The 14792-nt window shown below is 62.7% G+C and carries 18 protein-coding genes; 8 read left to right on the top strand and 10 right to left on the bottom strand.

Features of this window, described 5'->3' with window-relative positions; genetic code table 11:
- Nucleotides 1–13 precede the first annotated feature (13 nt).
- From HY921_11420 to HY921_11395, 6 genes are read right to left on the bottom strand one after another with little or no spacing between them, the layout of a single operon-like run.
- Nucleotides 14–1246, bottom strand: a complete 1233-nt coding sequence (locus tag HY921_11420; protein MBI5631481.1) for a glucose-1-phosphate adenylyltransferase — start codon at nt 1244–1246, stop codon at nt 14–16.
- A complete protein-coding gene (locus HY921_11415; GenBank protein MBI5631480.1) occupies nt 1236–2177 on the bottom strand; it encodes a hypothetical protein in 942 nt (313 codons plus the stop codon). The genes HY921_11420 and HY921_11415 overlap by 11 nt, the downstream gene beginning before the upstream one ends.
- 3 nt (nt 2178–2180) lie before the next feature.
- Complete coding sequence (locus HY921_11410) at nt 2181–2909, bottom strand: FAD-dependent thymidylate synthase (GenBank protein ID MBI5631479.1); 729 nt, start codon at nt 2907–2909, stop codon at nt 2181–2183.
- An 11-nt stretch (nt 2910–2920) separates the two neighbouring features.
- On the bottom strand, nt 2921–3838 hold the full coding sequence (locus tag HY921_11405) for a hypothetical protein (GenBank protein MBI5631478.1): 918 nt from the start codon (nt 3836–3838) through the stop codon (nt 2921–2923).
- Entirely contained in the window at nt 3835–4227 is a 393-nt protein-coding gene (locus tag HY921_11400) for a response regulator (protein MBI5631477.1), read from the bottom strand. The genes HY921_11405 and HY921_11400 overlap by 4 nt, the downstream gene beginning before the upstream one ends.
- The gene (locus HY921_11395) at nt 4224–5564 is read right to left on the bottom strand and encodes a VCBS repeat-containing protein (GenBank protein ID MBI5631476.1); all 1341 of its coding nucleotides are present in this window, start codon (nt 5562–5564) and stop codon (nt 4224–4226) included. Before HY921_11395 ends, HY921_11400 begins: the two co-directional genes overlap by 4 nt.
- A 23-nt stretch (nt 5565–5587) precedes the next feature.
- On the opposite strand from HY921_11395, the gene HY921_11390 reads away from it, so the two are divergent.
- The 6 genes from HY921_11390 (at nt 5588) to HY921_11365 (ending at nt 9368) form a co-directional block, all read left to right on the top strand.
- The gene (locus HY921_11390) at nt 5588–6898 is read left to right on the top strand and encodes a hypothetical protein (protein MBI5631475.1); all 1311 of its coding nucleotides are present in this window, start codon (nt 5588–5590) and stop codon (nt 6896–6898) included.
- Entirely contained in the window at nt 6895–7794 is a 900-nt protein-coding gene (locus HY921_11385) for a hypothetical protein (GenBank protein ID MBI5631474.1), read from the top strand. The genes HY921_11390 and HY921_11385 overlap by 4 nt, the downstream gene beginning before the upstream one ends.
- Nucleotides 7795–7846: 52 nt before the next feature.
- A complete protein-coding gene (locus HY921_11380; protein MBI5631473.1) occupies nt 7847–8416 on the top strand; it encodes a hypothetical protein in 570 nt (189 codons plus the stop codon).
- A gap of 12 nt (nt 8417–8428) precedes the next feature.
- On the top strand, nt 8429–8719 hold the full coding sequence (locus HY921_11375) for a hypothetical protein (protein MBI5631472.1): 291 nt from the start codon (nt 8429–8431) through the stop codon (nt 8717–8719).
- A 56-nt stretch (nt 8720–8775) separates the two neighbouring features.
- Nucleotides 8776–9054, top strand: coding sequence for a hypothetical protein (locus tag HY921_11370; GenBank protein ID MBI5631471.1), 279 nt, complete (start codon nt 8776–8778; stop codon nt 9052–9054).
- Nucleotides 9055–9137: 83 nt separating this feature from the next.
- Nucleotides 9138–9368 carry a hypothetical protein gene (locus HY921_11365; GenBank protein MBI5631470.1) on the top strand — a complete coding sequence of 77 codons (231 nt, stop codon included), beginning with the start codon at nt 9138–9140 and terminating at the stop codon, nt 9366–9368.
- 78 nt (nt 9369–9446) lie between these two features.
- On the opposite strand, the gene HY921_11360 is transcribed toward HY921_11365, so the two are convergent.
- The 3 genes from HY921_11360 to HY921_11350 form a co-directional block, all read right to left on the bottom strand.
- Nucleotides 9447–10667, bottom strand: coding sequence for a S8 family peptidase (locus HY921_11360; protein MBI5631469.1), 1221 nt, complete (start codon nt 10665–10667; stop codon nt 9447–9449).
- An 88-nt stretch (nt 10668–10755) separates the two neighbouring features.
- Complete coding sequence (locus HY921_11355; protein MBI5631468.1) at nt 10756–11127, bottom strand: response regulator; 372 nt, start codon at nt 11125–11127, stop codon at nt 10756–10758.
- Nucleotides 11124–13145, bottom strand: coding sequence for a PAS domain S-box protein (locus HY921_11350; GenBank protein MBI5631467.1), 2022 nt, complete (start codon nt 13143–13145; stop codon nt 11124–11126). The genes HY921_11355 and HY921_11350 overlap by 4 nt, the downstream gene beginning before the upstream one ends.
- Before the next feature lie 42 nt (nt 13146–13187).
- Here HY921_11350 and HY921_11345 point away from each other — a divergent pair, with 42 nt between their 5' ends.
- Both HY921_11345 and HY921_11340 read left to right on the top strand, forming a co-directional pair.
- Entirely contained in the window at nt 13188–13364 is a 177-nt protein-coding gene (locus HY921_11345; GenBank protein ID MBI5631466.1) for a hypothetical protein, read from the top strand.
- 99 nt (nt 13365–13463) lie between these two features.
- Nucleotides 13464–13997, top strand: coding sequence for an ORF6N domain-containing protein (locus HY921_11340; GenBank protein MBI5631465.1), 534 nt, complete (start codon nt 13464–13466; stop codon nt 13995–13997).
- Here the strand turns inward: HY921_11340 and HY921_11335 are convergent.
- Complete coding sequence (locus HY921_11335; GenBank protein MBI5631464.1) at nt 13994–14791, bottom strand: hypothetical protein; 798 nt, start codon at nt 14789–14791, stop codon at nt 13994–13996. The genes HY921_11340 and HY921_11335 overlap by 4 nt on opposite strands.
- Nucleotide 14792: the final 1 nt, after the last annotated feature.

The following is a 14792-nucleotide window of genomic DNA, read 5'->3' as shown; positions in this document are numbered from 1 at the left end:
CTCCCGGTGCGGGTTATGCGGGTAAGGTTTTCCCACGGGGCACCACCACGAGCCCCGAAGGGTCCACGAAATAGCGCTGGGCGTCTTTGGAGGGATTGTGCCCTATGGTTTCCCGGGAGGGGATGTCGTTGAAGCGGTCCACGATCACTCGACGCAGCCTCGCCTCGGCCCGGACCTTGCAGAAATCCATGATGATGGAGTCCTCGATGACGGCGCCGTCGTGGACGTGCACGCCGCGGCCCAGGATGGAGTTCTTGATCGTCGCGTTGCGCACGAAACACCCGTCTCCGATGATGGTGTTGACGAGCTTTCCGTCCAGGATCTTGGCCGGAGGGCCGTCGTAGCGTCCGGCGTGGAGGAACCATTTTCGGTTGTTCAAGTTAAGTCGGGGCTTGGCCCCCAGGATGTCCATGTTGGACTGGTAGTAAGCCGGGAGGGTGCCCACGTCGCGCCAGTAGGCCTTTTCCTCGTAGGGCTTGAGCCCGGGAAGGACGTTGGTCGAGAAGTCATAAGCGTAGACCTTGAGCTTCTTGGGAATGATGGGGAGGATGGATTTGCCGAAGTCCAGGTCCGGGGCCTGGAAGGCCTCGTCCTCGAGGATGCTCATGAGCACGTCCGCGTTGAAAAAGTAGTTGCCCATGGAGGAGAGGGCGCGGCCCGGATCCTTGGGCATGGGCTTGGCCGCGGCGGGCTTCTCCTCGAAGGCGGTGATGCGCCCCTTGGCGTCGGTCTCCACGATCCCGAAGGCGGGTGCGCTCCGGATGGGGACGGGGAGGGTGGCCACGGTCATGTCCGCGCCTTTCTCGAGGTGAAAATGCATCATCTGGCCCACGTCCATGCGGTAGACGTGGTCAGCCCCGAATACGGCGATGATGTCCGGGTCGAAGTCCCGGATGAGGTTCATGTTCTGGCGCACGGCGTCGGCGGTCCCCCGGTACCAGACGGTCCCGATGCGCATTTGCGGGGGGACCACGGTGATGAATTGGTCGCGGGTGAGCCCCGTGGTGCGCCAACTCGTGCGCAGGTACTCGATGAGGCTTTGGGAGAGGTATTGGACCAGGACGTAAATCGAGTGCATCCCCGAATTGACGAAGTTCGAGAGGACGAAATCTATGACCCGGTATTTCCCGCCGAAAGGGACGGCGGGCTTGGAGCGCTCGTGGGTCAGGGGATGCAGGCGCTCGCCCTTGCCTCCGGCCAGGATGATGGCGAGGACTCGGCGCGTGCGGGCGATGTCATTGGGCATTAGTATCCTCTTCGGAGGAGTCCGCCTCGGGCACCGGGCTCAAAAAACCGCCCCGGGGGCCCGCGGCCTTGTCTTGCCTGGATTCGATGACTTGGACGGGCTCCTCCCGTTCCGGCCCGGGCTTGTGCCGCGAGGCCTTGCCGAGCTGAACGTCGCCTAGAACCAGTATTTGTCTCTTGTCCTCGAGCCCTGAGGTGATCTCGGTCAAAGACTCCGTGGAGAGGCCCGCGGAGACCTTCACCGGCAGGTAGACCTCCGAGCCGTGGCGGATCAAAGCTTGGGTCGGCACGGCCAAGACATTTTTGCGGCGCGCCGGGACGATCTCGCCCTTCCAAGCGGTCCCCGGCTCCAGGTAATTTGAGGGGGATAAATCCATGGCGAATGTTCCTCCGGAGCAGCCGCGCAGGGGCAGCTTGAACCTGCGATTGGGCTCGGCGGCGGGCCAAAATTCCAAAATTTGGCCGTCCTTGACCCAGGCCGCGTCCTGAGCGGCGGCCTTCCCCGTCAAGGTGAGCTTTTGGGCCACCTCGAAGAGGAGGGCCTTGGGCTTGAGCCACTCCTTGGGGCTGATGAAGACTCTAAGAACAAAGCAGTCCCCGGGGCAATGGATGGGAGTGGGCTTATAGACGGATTTCCAGCGCTTCTCGAGCTCTCCCTTGGCGTTGGTCCGGGAGTCGAAGAGGTCGGCCATCTCCTTGTTGGCCAGGCTCCCGAGGCTTTTGCCGGAGAGGACCCAGGAGCCGGGCGAGGCCGTGACCTCCTCGGCCCGCCCCTCCATGCTGGCGCGCAGCCTCAATACTTCCCGGGCCTCGACCGCGCCCTCGGCCGGCACCACGATCTTAAGGTCGGCGCGCTGGGCCCGTGCCGCCTGCTGGGCCAGGCCCGCGCGGCCCAAGCCCAGGACCGCGATCAGGGCCGCCAGGACGTGCATGGCTTATTTGGCCGGGGTCGAGATCAACGCCCCGCGCTGGGCGTTGATCTCCGGGTTGATCCCTTTCCAGACATGGGACAGGAAGGCGGCCCAGGTCCAAGGCATCTTGTCCTTGAAGACGCTGGCCATGGCCTCGGCGTACTGCTGTATCTCCCACTGGGCATGGGCGTCGGCGCGCAGGGAGAGAAAATTCATGAGGCTCCTGGCGTTGACGGTCCAGTAGAACTCCGTGTAGAGGTTTACCGGCAGGACCATCCGGGCCATTTCCCGCGCCACTCCGGCCGCCACCATGGAGCGGTAGGTCTCAAGGGCCGCCTCGACCTGTTTTGAGAACATGGCCTTGAGCGCCCCCTGGTCGAGCTCGCAAGCCGCGACAGAGCCCTGCTTGTTCTTGCGGTCCTGGGCCCTCCAGGCCGCGGGAATGTAGAAGTCGTCCTTGACCTCGGTATAGCGGTACGAGATCTCGTTGTAGGCCGCGAAGCGGTGCCGGAACCATTGCCGGGCCACGAAGATGGGGCAGCTCACGTGGAACTTGAACACGGAGTGTTCGAAGGGGGTCATGTGGGAGTGCTGAAGGAGATAGGAGATGAGCTTGCGGTCCGCCTCCTCGCCCTTGGATTTCCCGCCGTAGGAGACCCGGGCCGCGTCAACGATCCCGGAATCCCCTCCCATGAAATCAATGAGCCTGACGAAGCCCTTGTCCAGCACTTGAAGCCGCTCTAGGTTAGTCATGCAACCTCCAATTATTGTCTTCCACCGCCATGAAAAATCCTCATGTCCGGGAGCTTGGCTGACTCGCGCGCCGACTCCTCGACCCAGCGCGCGAGCAGGGGATCCGGGAGGATGGTTTTCGCGTTGAAGCGCGCGAAATGCTCCTTCAGGATCCCGGCGATTCGGCGCGGGGTTTCCGCGGGCGACATCTCCACGAGGACGGCCAGGACCTGGCCGCGCCGGCGCAGGGCCTTGAGTGCTGAGCGCAGCTCCGCCTCCGACTGGCGCTCTCCGGCCGCTGAACCGGATCTCCAGATGAAGGCCCCGGCCGCGCGCAGGCCCGCCTTCTGGCGGACTTTCTCGGCCACGGCGCTCAAACTATCGCTCCAGTCCCGGGAGGCTTGCGACGAAAACGGGCTTTGCCCTATGAGGAGGAGGGCTTCCTCGGCGGGCTTACGGCTTAATGCCTTGGCTCGGGAGGCGAGGATCTCCACGGCCAGGGGATGGTCGTCCAATGCCTTGGACAGCACCACCGGGACCTTGAAGAGAACCCGCGGTTGGCGGCCGATGGACTTCCGGGATGGGGAAATTCCCAGAAATTCCAAGGAGGGTTTTTCCCGGATTCCCAGGAGGAAGCGGTTCTGGTCCATCACCTCGGAGAACGACGAGGCGAAAAGGGGGATCGCCACGATTTTTTTCACGGAACGGGCCTCGAGCTTGCGCGCGGCCCTTTGCAGGGAAGGCTCCTCCGCGAGCCCCGGAGCGAACTCCAGCGGGAACTTGGCGCCGAGCTCCTCCTTGAGCGAGTCCACGGCTTGGGTCCAATCTCGGCTGCCTCCTTCCCCCAGGAGCAGTACTCCGAAGGGATGCCGGGCTTGGTCGCGGGGGGCTGTCCCCGCGGCAAGGGCCGGGAGCAGGGAGGCGGCGGCGAATATTCCGGAAAGCCTCACCTTCTGTTTTTCGACTGCTGGAGGGCGGACTCCACGTGCTCGCGCAGCTCCTGCAGGCTGACGGGCTTCGAGATGAAGTCGTCTCCGCCGCTCAGGGCGGAGCTCAGCTTGTCCTGGTGGCTTTCGCGCGCGGTGAGAAATAGAATGGGGGTGCGCCGCCCTTGTTTCTCCAGGGCACGCATCTTTTGGCAGGCCGCCAGGCCGTCCATGCTGGGCATCATCAGATCCATGAGCACCAGGTCCGGCTTCTCGGACTTGAATAGGGCCACTGCCTCCTGGCCGTCTGCCGCGGAGACTGTGTCGTAATGCAGCCGGGCCAGCTGGGTGGAGAGCACCTCCCTGATCGCGGGGTCGTCGTCCACCACCAGAATTTTTTTCTGGGTCGTCATGGATCGTAAATCCACAGGGAGGATTGGCCCGCGCGGCTGACCACCAGGACGGCCAGCTCCTGCCCCCCATCCGGCCCGTCCACCAAGGTGATGGCCGGGGAGTAGCCTCCGAGCTCGGAGGTCCAATCGGTGACCAGGCTCAGGCCGTCCCAGGATTTCCTGTGGATTTCCCCGTTGTTGAAGAGCCCGAAGGGCTCGGAGAGGCTCCCAAGCATGGAGGTGTTGCGCACCAGATAGAGCGTTTGGCCGCCGGCTTTGACGGGCATGGGGGGATTAAACTCCAGGAGGCGGTCCATCCAGCGGACCCTCAAGGGCGTCTGGCCGTAGGACTCGTCGCTCTTCCAGTAGCCCTTCTCGAATTGGACTCGGATCCGATGGTTCGGGGTCACGAAGACGGAGGCTGTTCCGCCGCCCAGGGAAGCCAGAGTGAAGCTGTACAGCCACTCCACGCGCCTGGGGCGCAGCGGTTCCTCACTGGGGATGTAGCGGCCGTCTTTATAGGAGAGAGGGTAGAGGCTGGAGAAAGGGAAGGTGCGGTCGCTCAGCAGCTTCTGCATAGCCAGAGCAGTCCGGCCCTTCTCGTTTTGGTAGCGCCGCACGGCCCAGGCAAGCTCGGCGGTTTTTTTCCATTGCCCCGCCTCGAGCTCCAAGACGACGGTCTCCACCCGGGAGAAGGTTTCGTTGTAAAGCGTGGCGAAAAGCTCGGCTCGGCCGTTTCCGTTGAGATCCGCGGCCTCGAGGGAGAGAATCCTGGGATTGAGTCCTGGGTGCTCCCACAGGGCCAGGGGCTTGGCGTCCTTGGGGGGATAGTCGTAGAGGGCCACGGAGCGATTTTGCGCCAGGACCAGTCCCAGGCGCCCATCGCCCCGGAAGTCCGCGACGGCCATGCCAGCGGCTTGATATGGGAAGGGCTCCGCCTTCCAGCGCGGCTGGCGTCCGGCCGGGCTCGGCGCGGGCTGGTTCCGGGCCGCGATTTTCTCGGGTGAGGCTTTGCCCTTCAGTCGGACGCGCATTCCCGCTTTCACGGCGGCCGAGGCCTGGGATATTTCTCCCGCGGAATATTGGGAGCGGACTTCTTTTATCGTTCCGCGGGCGACCCACTCTTCCATCCTGCCAAGGGATTTTTTTGTAATTGGATGAAGCAGTTCTTCTCCCAACGCGTAAATTTCGAGGGGCTGGGAGGGGAAGGCTCCGCTTTCCTCGCCGAAATCGAGGTACACGGTGGAGGATTCCACGCGCACTACGTAGCCTTCCAGATCCTGCGCCTGCCCCAGGACGCAAGCCGCCATGCTTGCCGCCAGGGCCAAAATCCACGAGCGAATAGAAAGGAATCTCAAGCAAATGAGAGGTTACCATTTTTATGTTAAAATGCGCCACGCGCCCAGGGCTCCTCCTCATGGAAAACATCTATCCCCGTTTCGACACATCCACGGCCCAGGACTTGATGTCCATAGTCGCCCAAGCCTATGGGCAGGACATCAAGGCGCGGGGGATTACCCTGCCCGCCAAATCCCGTCGTCAAAGGGCCTGCCTCGAGCCCCTGGGAATCGCCTTGGGAATGCTCGCGGCCGCCCTGCTGGAGAAGATGCCGGAGGGCCGGGCCTTGCGCGTCCACGAATGCGTCCTGGAAAAGCTCTCCTCCCCGAACAGCTACCCCTTCGCAGCCTCCTCTCCGGCTCTTCGCGGAGCCGGACAACTGCTGGATGAGCTCTCGCGCGGCGGCAAGGAGCCCGCGCTTCTAGCCGTGATCTCCCATCCTCCCGTGCTGGGAGAGGCCGTGCACCTCAATTTCGAGTTGATGCGCCACGGCGTTTCGGCCCTGTGCTGCCTGCGCCGGCGGCCCTGCCGGCCGCGCTTGGTGGTGGCCGTGGATCCTTTCGCCTTGGACAGCGTGCCCCTTTGGCAGGAAGGGCTTTACGCCGGCTTCATGGCCCGCTATCACCTGGGCCTGGACAGGATGATCCGCCTTCGCAAGGGAATCGGCCGTCGGCTCTTGAGGAAAACCGCGTGGTTTACGATGCCCCATCGCTTGTTGGGAGCGCTTTCCCAAGGAGAGGCGGTAGGGATGGTCTTGGCGGGAGGGGTTCCTTCCACGGCTCGCTCTCTTTACGCTTTCAGGGAATGGCTGGGCCGCCAACTGCGCTTAAGCCCCCGCCGGAGCAGGCCGGGCGAGGTCCTGTCGGAGCTCAAGAAGAACGCCGATTTCCGCCTCTTCTTTGAGCGTTGCGCGCCCCTGCCCTGGCGCAGCTCTTGGAGGCTGCTCGAGGCCTGGTGCTTGGGAGTCTTGGCGGGCTCGGCGGCCGATGGGCGCCTGGAGCCGGGGGGAGAAGAGGCGCTAAGAGCCTGCCTCGCAGCCCTGGCCTTGGATGAGCCGGAGGCTGGTCGGGCCCTGGCCGATCTGGAGCGGGAGTGGGCGCGGGAAACGCCTTACCGCGAGCGCTTCTTTCGCTTGCTGGCCGGCCGGGTTCTCGCCAAAGGCCGGCCCATCCTATTTCTACCCGTGGTTCATCGCGGGGGAGGCGTCGAGCCATTGGGAGTCGAAATCCGGAACGCCTGGGGCTGGGCCGAGGGCGGGCTCGGGGGCGTCCAAGTCCTGAGGCCCGGCCGCGGGCCGGAGTCGCTGACAGCCGAGGCGTTCGCCAGGAGCTTCGGAGAGGAGAATTTCAAATGAATACCACTATTTACCGCGGCGTGCGCGACTTGAAGGGATTTTCCCTCAAGAGCTGCCCGGCCATGCCCGAGCCCGCGGCGGTGCTCATGTGCCCTCCGGACTATTACGACGTCGTGGACGTGAAGAACCCCCTCATGGCGGGCAAAGTGGGAACCGTGAACAAGTCCTTGGCCCATCGGCAGTGGGAGGACGTTTGCGCGGCTTTCGAGCGGGCCGGCAAGTCCGTGCGCCGGATAGAGCCCATCCGAGGCTTGGAGGACATGGTTTTCTGCTCCAACCAAACCTTCGCGGGCCTGACTCCGGAGGGTGAGAAGGTCTGCCTGCTCGGCCAGATGAGGCATTCCTCCCGCAAGAGGGAGGTCCCGGCCTTCGAGGAGTGGTTCAAAAAAGAAGGATACCGGGTGGCCCGCCTCAAGGATTCATCCTTCTCGTTCGAGGGATCCGGCGACGCGATCTGGCATCCCGGCAAGCGCCTGATCTGGGGCGGGCATGGATTCCGTTCCGAGCCGGAGGTTTACGGGGAGCTCTCCGAGATATTCAAGGCCCCGGTGATCCTTCTCAAGCTCGTCAATGAGAAATTCTATCACCTGGACACCTGCTTCTGCCCGCTCAACCAGGAGGCCGTGCTCATCTATCCCGCGGCTTTCGATTCGGCGAGTCTGGAAGTCATCCTCAAGATATTTCCCGTCGTGCTCACCGCGAGCGAATCCGAGGCCTCCCGGAGCCTGGCCTGCAACGCCGCCATCGTGGACTCCAGGACCGCCATCGTCCAAAAGGGGACGACCTCGGTGGCCCGCCACATGCAGGTGGTGGGCCTCCAGGTCATCGAGGCGGACACTTCGGAGTTCATCAAGTCCGGTGGCAGCGTCTATTGCATGAAGATGTTTCTTTACTGAGCCTGGTTTTGGTATATTTGCCTGTCCCTGCCGTTAGAACGCTCAAGGAGGCATGACCATGAGAAAAGCGGGATTGTTTTTGGCCTTAGCCGAGGCCTTTGCTGTCGGCGCGCAAGCCGCCGCTCCAGCCGTCGACTGGAACGGCTCGTCGCGGGACGGGGGTGCACGCCTCATTGAAAAAATTTCAGTTCATTCCGTGGAGCTTCCCTCGATCGAGGCCTTCCCGCGGGCGGCGCGGGATGAAATCCGGATAGAGGGCGGGGGCTTGGTCAAGGGCGGTGGCGTTCTCTTAAAGGGGTTTTTTGACGAGCCGCAGGGGACCTTGACGGTCGCGGGCCGGGTCAGCGTGCAGGGAATGGGGGTTTATGGGGAAGGCGACGTCAGCGGGGCGATCCCAGTCCGCGGCGACTGGCCGATCAATCCGGACCGGCTCAAGGGCTGCGGTCAAGTTATCGGTTCGGTGAGCCTCAAGGACGCCAAGGGACTGCCGGCCGGACAGGCCTCGGTGTCGGGCCCGGTTTGCGTCGAGGGCCAGGCGTATTGGGTTAGGGTTCCCTTCGTAGGGGGACACTGGGTCGGCAATGTGCAGGGCAACGCCAAGGTGTCCGGAGTTCTTCCTTAGAAGATGCGGCGATTGGCATTGGCCGTCGGCATTCTCGCGGCGTTGTCGGGCGCCGGCCTCCGTGGCCGGGCTTGCGCCGCCCAGGCTCGCCCCAAGGCCAAGGCGGCTAAAAAGGGCCCGGATTACGAGAAGTCGAAGTACAAGGATTACCAGGTCCTGACCCAGGGCCAGTACCGCTTCGACGCCCAGGGGCGCCCGGTGGACCGGACGCCCAAGAAAAAAGCGGCGAAAAAAGCCGGCGCCGCGCCGAAGAAGGAACCTCCCCGATGTTCGGAGGGTGAGGCCTGCCAAAGTCCTCAATGAGCGAGCTCGTCCCGAGCCGTTGCGCCAGGCTTCTGTATTTTTGTAGATTAGCGCTTATGAGCCGTTTGTTCTGCTCCCTAGTCACGATCGTCCTGGCTTGGGGCTCTTTGCGGCTGGACATGCCCGTTCTCCTCGACCTGGGGGATGATTCCGCCGTCAGCATCCTGGACGAGGGCGGCCGCGCGGATCATCCCCCGGTTTTCGCCGTTTCTTCCGTTCCGCCGGTCCTTCCGGGTGCTCCCTCTTCTTTCGTCCGGCTTCCTCTTGAAGCGAGAGTTCGCCTTTCCAGCGCGCTTCCTCCCGAGCCGCGCTCCTTGTCGCCTCCCCGGCGCTGATCTTCCCCTAAAACAGACGCACCGTTCCGCGATCGCGCGGCGATCGAGAAATCAATGCAGCAAATAAAAGGAGAAATAACCCAATGCGTAAGCTCATGATGTTCGCGTTGCTAGTCGCGGCCGCCGGAGTGGCGTCCGCCCAGATGCCGTCCGACAAGGACCAGAAGCCGGCCGTCGCCGCTCCCGCGGCCCAGCCCGCCGCAACCCCGGTCCCGATGGAGCATGTCTCCGCCAAGCCGGCCAAGAAAGTGGCCAAGATGCCCAAGAAGGGCAAGAAGAAGGCAGCCGTCCCTGCCGCCGCCGCTAAACAGTAAGTAGTAGAAAGAGCCCAGTCCGCGAATGCGGACTGGGCTCTTTTCTTTGACGGTGTCTGTCGTGAATCGGCGCTTGTTTTATCTCGCCAGACGGCCCCCGTCGATGACTCCCGCTCCCTGCTCGCTGTCGCCCAAGTTGGGAATCCTCAAGGCTGAGGCTTTCAACATGGCCCGCACGGCTTCCGGAGTCGAGGCTCCCTTGGCGACTGCCAGAGCGGCCAGGCCCGTCACGTGCGGGGTGGCCATGGAAGTGCCCGAGTAGGCCTTTATCCCGCTGGCCTCATGCCAGCGCGGCACCGAGGAGGGGACCTTCACGCCCGGAGCGATGAAGGCGACCTCGGGCCCGCGGCTCGAGAAGGTCGCGATCTTGTCCTCCTGGTCGAGGGCCGAGACCGCGATGGCCTCAGGGTAGGCGGCCGGGTAATTCACTGCCTTGCTGTCGTTGCCCGCCGCGGCCACTATGGTCACGCCGGCCCGCTGGGCGAACTGCAGGACTTGCTGCATGAAAGGCATCTCCTGGGGAGCCCCCAGACTCATGTTGATCACCTGGATATTGTTCTGGGCGCACCACATAATACCGCCTATGATGCCGAAAAGAGAGCCGGAGCCCTCCTTGTTGAGCACCTTGACGGCGTAAAGAGAGGCCTTGGGCGCCACACCCACCACCCCTTGGCCGTCGAGCTTGGCGGCCACGATTCCCGCCACGTGAGTGCCGTGAAAATGATCGTCGGCCCAGGGCGCGCTTTTGTCCAAGGCGTTGTAGCCGCCCGCGATCTTATCCTTGAGTTCCGGGTGTTCCGGGTCGATTCCCGTGTCGACGATGGCCACCCGGACTCCGTCGCCTCTGTTCGAGGCCCAGGCGGCGGGGGCGTTGACTCGTCTGACGCCCCACTGGACTTCGTCGCTATCGGAGGCGCGCATCTTGCGGGGGGGAAGCTGTCCAAGCACGGACTCGACGCTGGGCATGGCGATTTCCTGGAAGGAAGCGGGCTGAGCCTCGATCCATTTGCGCCAGACGTCGCGCTCCACGGCCGCGATCCGCGGGTCGGCAAAAAGCCTGGACTTTATGGCGAAGGACCTGCCTTCCGGAGCTTGGGCCAGGATCAGGCCCAGGGCCGGAATCTCGTCCACGATCTCGAGGCCCTCCGCTTCAAGGATTCTCTGCTTTTCCAAGAAGCCCACTGCCGGCTTGAACGCGACGATGAGCCGGTCCTGGGCGCCCTCCGCCGTCAAGGCTGCGTCGCCCCGAACCGGCCAAGCCAAGGCCAATAACCCTAAGAACCAGAGCCACTTTCTCATAGCCACCTCCCCACGATTTAGGTCCGGCGCCACGGCGCGCCAATCTCTCCTATTAGCATATTTATGGACCGAAAGTCCTAAATATGTTTTAGGACCTTTGGGTTATTTTATTGAGGGCGACCAAGAGGTCCCGCGGGCTGAAGGGCTTGCCCAGGAAGGCGTCGAAGGCGGGAGACGGCTCCTGTTGGGGATGGAAGCTGGCGGAGAGGGCCAGGATGGGGATGCCCGCCGTGCGGGGGTCGGCTTTTATCCTCCTGCCCGCCTCGAAGCCATCCATGCCCGGCAGGCGCTTGTCCAAGACCACGGCGTCGAAGGCGGAGTCCGCCTCCAGGGCCTTCAGGGCGCTTTCGGCGTCGTAGCAGGACGCCACTTCGAAGCCGGCGAGTCTCAGGTATTCCGAGGCCAAGGCGTTGGTGGCATGCTCATCGTCAACTATGAGCACGCGTTTGGGTTTCGTCATGCCTCGGGCTTGAGGAGGGGCAAGGTGAATTTGAAGCGGGTACCCCGGCCAAGCTCGCTCTCGACCCAGATGCGGCCTCCATGGCTTTCCACGATGTTCTTGCATATGGCCAGGCCTAGGCCCGTGCCGGCCGTCTTCTTGGAGACGGGGTCCGGAACGCGGTAGAACTTCTCGAATATCCTCTGCTGGTGCTCCCGCGAGATTCCCGGACCCTCGTCCTGGACGAAGAGCTCGACCCACGATCCCTCGGGGCGCGCCGAGATCGTGATGGTCCCGCCCGATGGGGAGTATTTCAGGGCGTTGCCGCAGAGGTTGACCAGGACCCGGTAGGCCTGCTCCTCGTCGGCCCAGGCGTGGTCGCCTCCGGGAGCGAAAAAGGTCTTGAACTGGGCGCCGGAGGGATGCTCGTGGAAAAGAGCCGTGAGGCGCTGGGCCAGGGCCTTCAAGTCCAGGGACTTGGGCTTGAGTGGGACCCCGCCCTGCTCCAGGCGCGAGAGGTCCAGGAAGTCGGTGACCAGGTCCCCGAGCCTCTTGGACTCCTCGAGGATGATTCCGAGGTAATAGCGCCTCTGCTCCAGGGTGACCTCATCCCAGAAGTCGAAAATGGTTTCGGCGAACCCGCGGATTGCGGTGAGCGGCGTGCGCAGCTCGTGGCTGACCAAGGAGACGAACTCGGACTTCATGCGCTCGATCTCCTTTCTGCGGGTGATGTCCCGGTAGGAGCAGACCATGCCGAAGGGGGCGCCCGACTCGTCCTTGAGCAAAGTGAAGGTTCCCTCCACCGGGACCAGGCTCTCGTCCTTGCGCTTGCGCACCGTCTCGATGTTGCGCAGGCTTCCCTCCCGCAGGACCCGGTCCTCGATTCCCTTGATCTCGTCGAGCTTGTCCTTGGGGGTGAGGAGATTCGCGGGCCAGCCCATGATTTCCTCGCGGGCGTATTGGAAAAGCTCCGAGGCGCTCGAATTCCAGCTGAGTATCCGGGAGTCGAGGTCCGTGATGAAGATGGCGTCAGCCGCCTGGTCGGTCACCGCGGCCATGGTTTTCTGCTGCTGCAGATTTTTCTGGTTGAGCCGGGCGTTGCGCAGGAGCCGGGTGATCTCGAGCATTGTCTGGTCGCGCTCGGCGCTGTGCTTTTGCGCCTCTGGCCAACCCACCAGGAGCACTCCGTCCTCGGTGGCCTCGATCCGACGGTAGTACAACAGAGGAGCCGCCATCCAGCGACCGGCCGTGATGATGCGCCTCTCCTCCAGGGCCTGGGCCACGAGCTCGGCCTCCTCCTGGGCGGCGTCCGGGCTTTCGAAGCGCTTGTCCCCGTCCCGGTGGGCCGCCACGGGAAGCCCGAAGTCGTCGCAGAAGAAAACGGAGACATGTTTGGCCTGCATCAGGGCGAGGAGGAGCTTCCCGGCCGAGACCAAGGCTTCCGCGAAGGGCTTGTCCGAGAACAGCTCGAGCGACATCCGGTTGAGGAGCATGAGCCGATGGTAGCGCGCCGAGAGAGTCGAGCTCGAGGGATCGGAAACGGGAGGCTCCGACAGGGTTTCTAGGAGGGGGATGATCCTGTTTGTTTCCCAAGTGGAGATATTGAGGCCCGCCGTGTTTCGGCTGGCCTCGGCGGCCTGGCAAGCGGCTTGGCAGAGTGCTGCGGCCCCGCCGGAAATATTCGCGGAATTGCAGATGCCGGTGCCGAGGCTGATCTTCAAATTCTCTTGAATCATTTGGTGCAAACGCAGGGCCGCCTCCTGGGCCCCCGGCAGCCCGGCCGGGACCAGGAGGCCGATCTTGTCGGGAGGGAGTGCCGCCAGGCGGTCGCTAGAGCGCAGCTCCGGCTCCAGGAAGTCGCAGATTTTGCGCAGAATCCGCCGCGCCGCCGGAGAGAGCTCCTTATTGGCGTTGCCAGAGAGCTCGTAGGGGTGGAAAACGATGAGGCTTGCCTGCCTGCCGGCCTCGAGCTCGCGCCCCAGGCGCTTGAGAAGCCCGACCTTGGACAGGACAGCGCTCTTGGGCTTGGGCGCTTTCACTCGTGGCTGCGGGGAAATTGTTGTATCATTGGGCCTGAAGCCATGAAAAGCAGGGCCTTTCGCTGGACGCTGTTTTTCCTGTCCATCCTGTTTCTTGCTTGGTCCCTGTTCCGCGAGTCCAGTTGGGTCTCCATCGGAGGCTTCTTTGTCTGCGGCGGCGCCTGGTATGGCCTCACCTGGCTCAAGACCCGCGAGCTCGACTCTCCTTCCCCTAAATAATCCGTCTTGGCGCCGGATTCAAGCATAACAGATGCCCTTGTTTTGTCAATACCAGCGGGTCGTATGGAACTTTTTGGCGGGTTCGCTCGTATAGTTGGTATGCAGGATTATTCCCAGCTTCAGCCTATTGATCATATTGAGCGGCGCATTTATCTGGTTCGTGGCCATAAGGTCATGTTGAGCACGGAGTTGGCCAAGCTTTACCGCGTGGAACCCCGTGCGCTTGTCCAGGCCGTTAAACGTAATATTAAACGTTTCCCCGATGATTTTATGTTCAGGCTGACACTCAGCGAAGCTAATTCTTTAAGATCACAAACTGTGATCTTAAAGAGAGGACAACATATTAAGAATCCCCCTTATGCCTTTACTGAACAGGGCGTAGCCATGTTGTCTAGTGTTCTGCGCGGCAACCGCGCCATCCAGGTCAATGTGGCCATCATGCGGGCTTTCGTGCGGCTGCGCGAGATGATTTCCTCTAATCAGGATTTGGCTCGGCGGCTTGATGGGCTTGAAAAGAAATACAACCGAAGGTTCCGAATTGTCTTTGACGCAATCCGTAATCTTATGGATCCGCCGGAGGTGCCTCGGCGTAGAATCGGATTCGAGATTAAGAAAAGACAGAATAAGTCTTAAGGGACAGATCTTCGCTCGAACAGGACGTTGACGGCCTGCCCCGGCCTGATTTCCCCATTGAAGGGTTCCACTACCGACCATTGCACAGGGACCAGTATCTCCCGGGCTCCCGCGATGATGGCTTGACCTGGCGCGGAGGCGAAGGCCGCGCCGGCCGCCTCGGGATTGGGCCAATGCTGGAACGCCGCCTCGTATTTGTCTTTGGTGACGATGATGACGTAGCCGTCCAAGCCGTAGACCCGGAAGGCCTGTTCGACGTCCTGGACGTGCCGGAGGAGCTTCTCGCTGAAGGCGGCGGGCTCAAGATTGGGGTGCCTGGTTCCGATGAAGAAAGTGGAATGCCCCGATTGCCAGTCCACCGGCCTTCCCGTAACGTCGTAGGGCGTTTCCTCAGCCAGGGTGCCGTGAAGAGGGACGGCTCCGTCGCTCCGGGACTTCTCTCGGTCAAAAATAGTCCAGTGGAGATCGCTGTAGGCTTGGCCTTCGGGAGTTCGCCTCGCCGCCTGATAGACCGGCTCGGACTCGTAAGCGACCAAAGCGTATTCATCAACGATGGAGGCCGGATGACCCTCCGGCGGCAGGGCGGGAAGGTAGGCCGCGGCCCCGTTCTTGGCATGGGCGGCCGGCAAGGCTGGAATGAATACCGTGGTTAACTGCCGGGCGAAATACTCTTGGGTGACATCGGGGCGCTTCACTCCACGGAAAACGCGGTAGTAGGGCGCTTCGGCCGCTCCAGCCAGGCGCGCGCCGAGAACTAACAGAAAGATACGCGTCAGAACGAACAATTTGTTCATT

The organism is Elusimicrobiota bacterium, from assembly GCA_016218575.1.
Taxonomy (GTDB): Bacteria; Elusimicrobiota; Elusimicrobia; order UBA1565; family UBA9628; genus JACRDN01.
This window is presented reverse-complemented; position numbering and strand designations above follow the sequence as displayed.

Coding starts and splice junctions, on each gene's coding strand:
- HY921_11370 (MBI5631471.1), top strand. CDS start 8,776: ATGAGCCGTTTGTTCTGCTCCCTAGTCACGATCGTCCTGGCTTGGGGC.
- HY921_11410 (MBI5631479.1), bottom strand. CDS start 2,909: ATGACTAACCTAGAGCGGCTTCAAGTGCTGGACAAGGGCTTCGTCAGG.
- HY921_11385 (MBI5631474.1), top strand. CDS start 6,895: ATGAATACCACTATTTACCGCGGCGTGCGCGACTTGAAGGGATTTTCC.
- HY921_11390 (MBI5631475.1), top strand. CDS start 5,588: ATGTTAAAATGCGCCACGCGCCCAGGGCTCCTCCTCATGGAAAACATC.
- HY921_11380 (MBI5631473.1), top strand. CDS start 7,847: ATGACCATGAGAAAAGCGGGATTGTTTTTGGCCTTAGCCGAGGCCTTT.
- HY921_11400 (MBI5631477.1), bottom strand. CDS start 4,227: ATGACGACCCAGAAAAAAATTCTGGTGGTGGACGACGACCCCGCGATC.
- HY921_11365 (MBI5631470.1), top strand. CDS start 9,138: ATGCGTAAGCTCATGATGTTCGCGTTGCTAGTCGCGGCCGCCGGAGTG.
- HY921_11360 (MBI5631469.1), bottom strand. CDS start 10,667: ATGAGAAAGTGGCTCTGGTTCTTAGGGTTATTGGCCTTGGCTTGGCCG.
- HY921_11420 (MBI5631481.1), bottom strand. CDS start 1,246: ATGCCCAATGACATCGCCCGCACGCGCCGAGTCCTCGCCATCATCCTG.
- HY921_11415 (MBI5631480.1), bottom strand. CDS start 2,177: ATGCACGTCCTGGCGGCCCTGATCGCGGTCCTGGGCTTGGGCCGCGCG.
- HY921_11355 (MBI5631468.1), bottom strand. CDS start 11,127: ATGACGAAACCCAAACGCGTGCTCATAGTTGACGATGAGCATGCCACC.
- HY921_11345 (MBI5631466.1), top strand. CDS start 13,188: ATGAAAAGCAGGGCCTTTCGCTGGACGCTGTTTTTCCTGTCCATCCTG.
- HY921_11340 (MBI5631465.1), top strand. CDS start 13,464: ATGCAGGATTATTCCCAGCTTCAGCCTATTGATCATATTGAGCGGCGC.
- HY921_11335 (MBI5631464.1), bottom strand. CDS start 14,791: ATGAACAAATTGTTCGTTCTGACGCGTATCTTTCTGTTAGTTCTCGGC.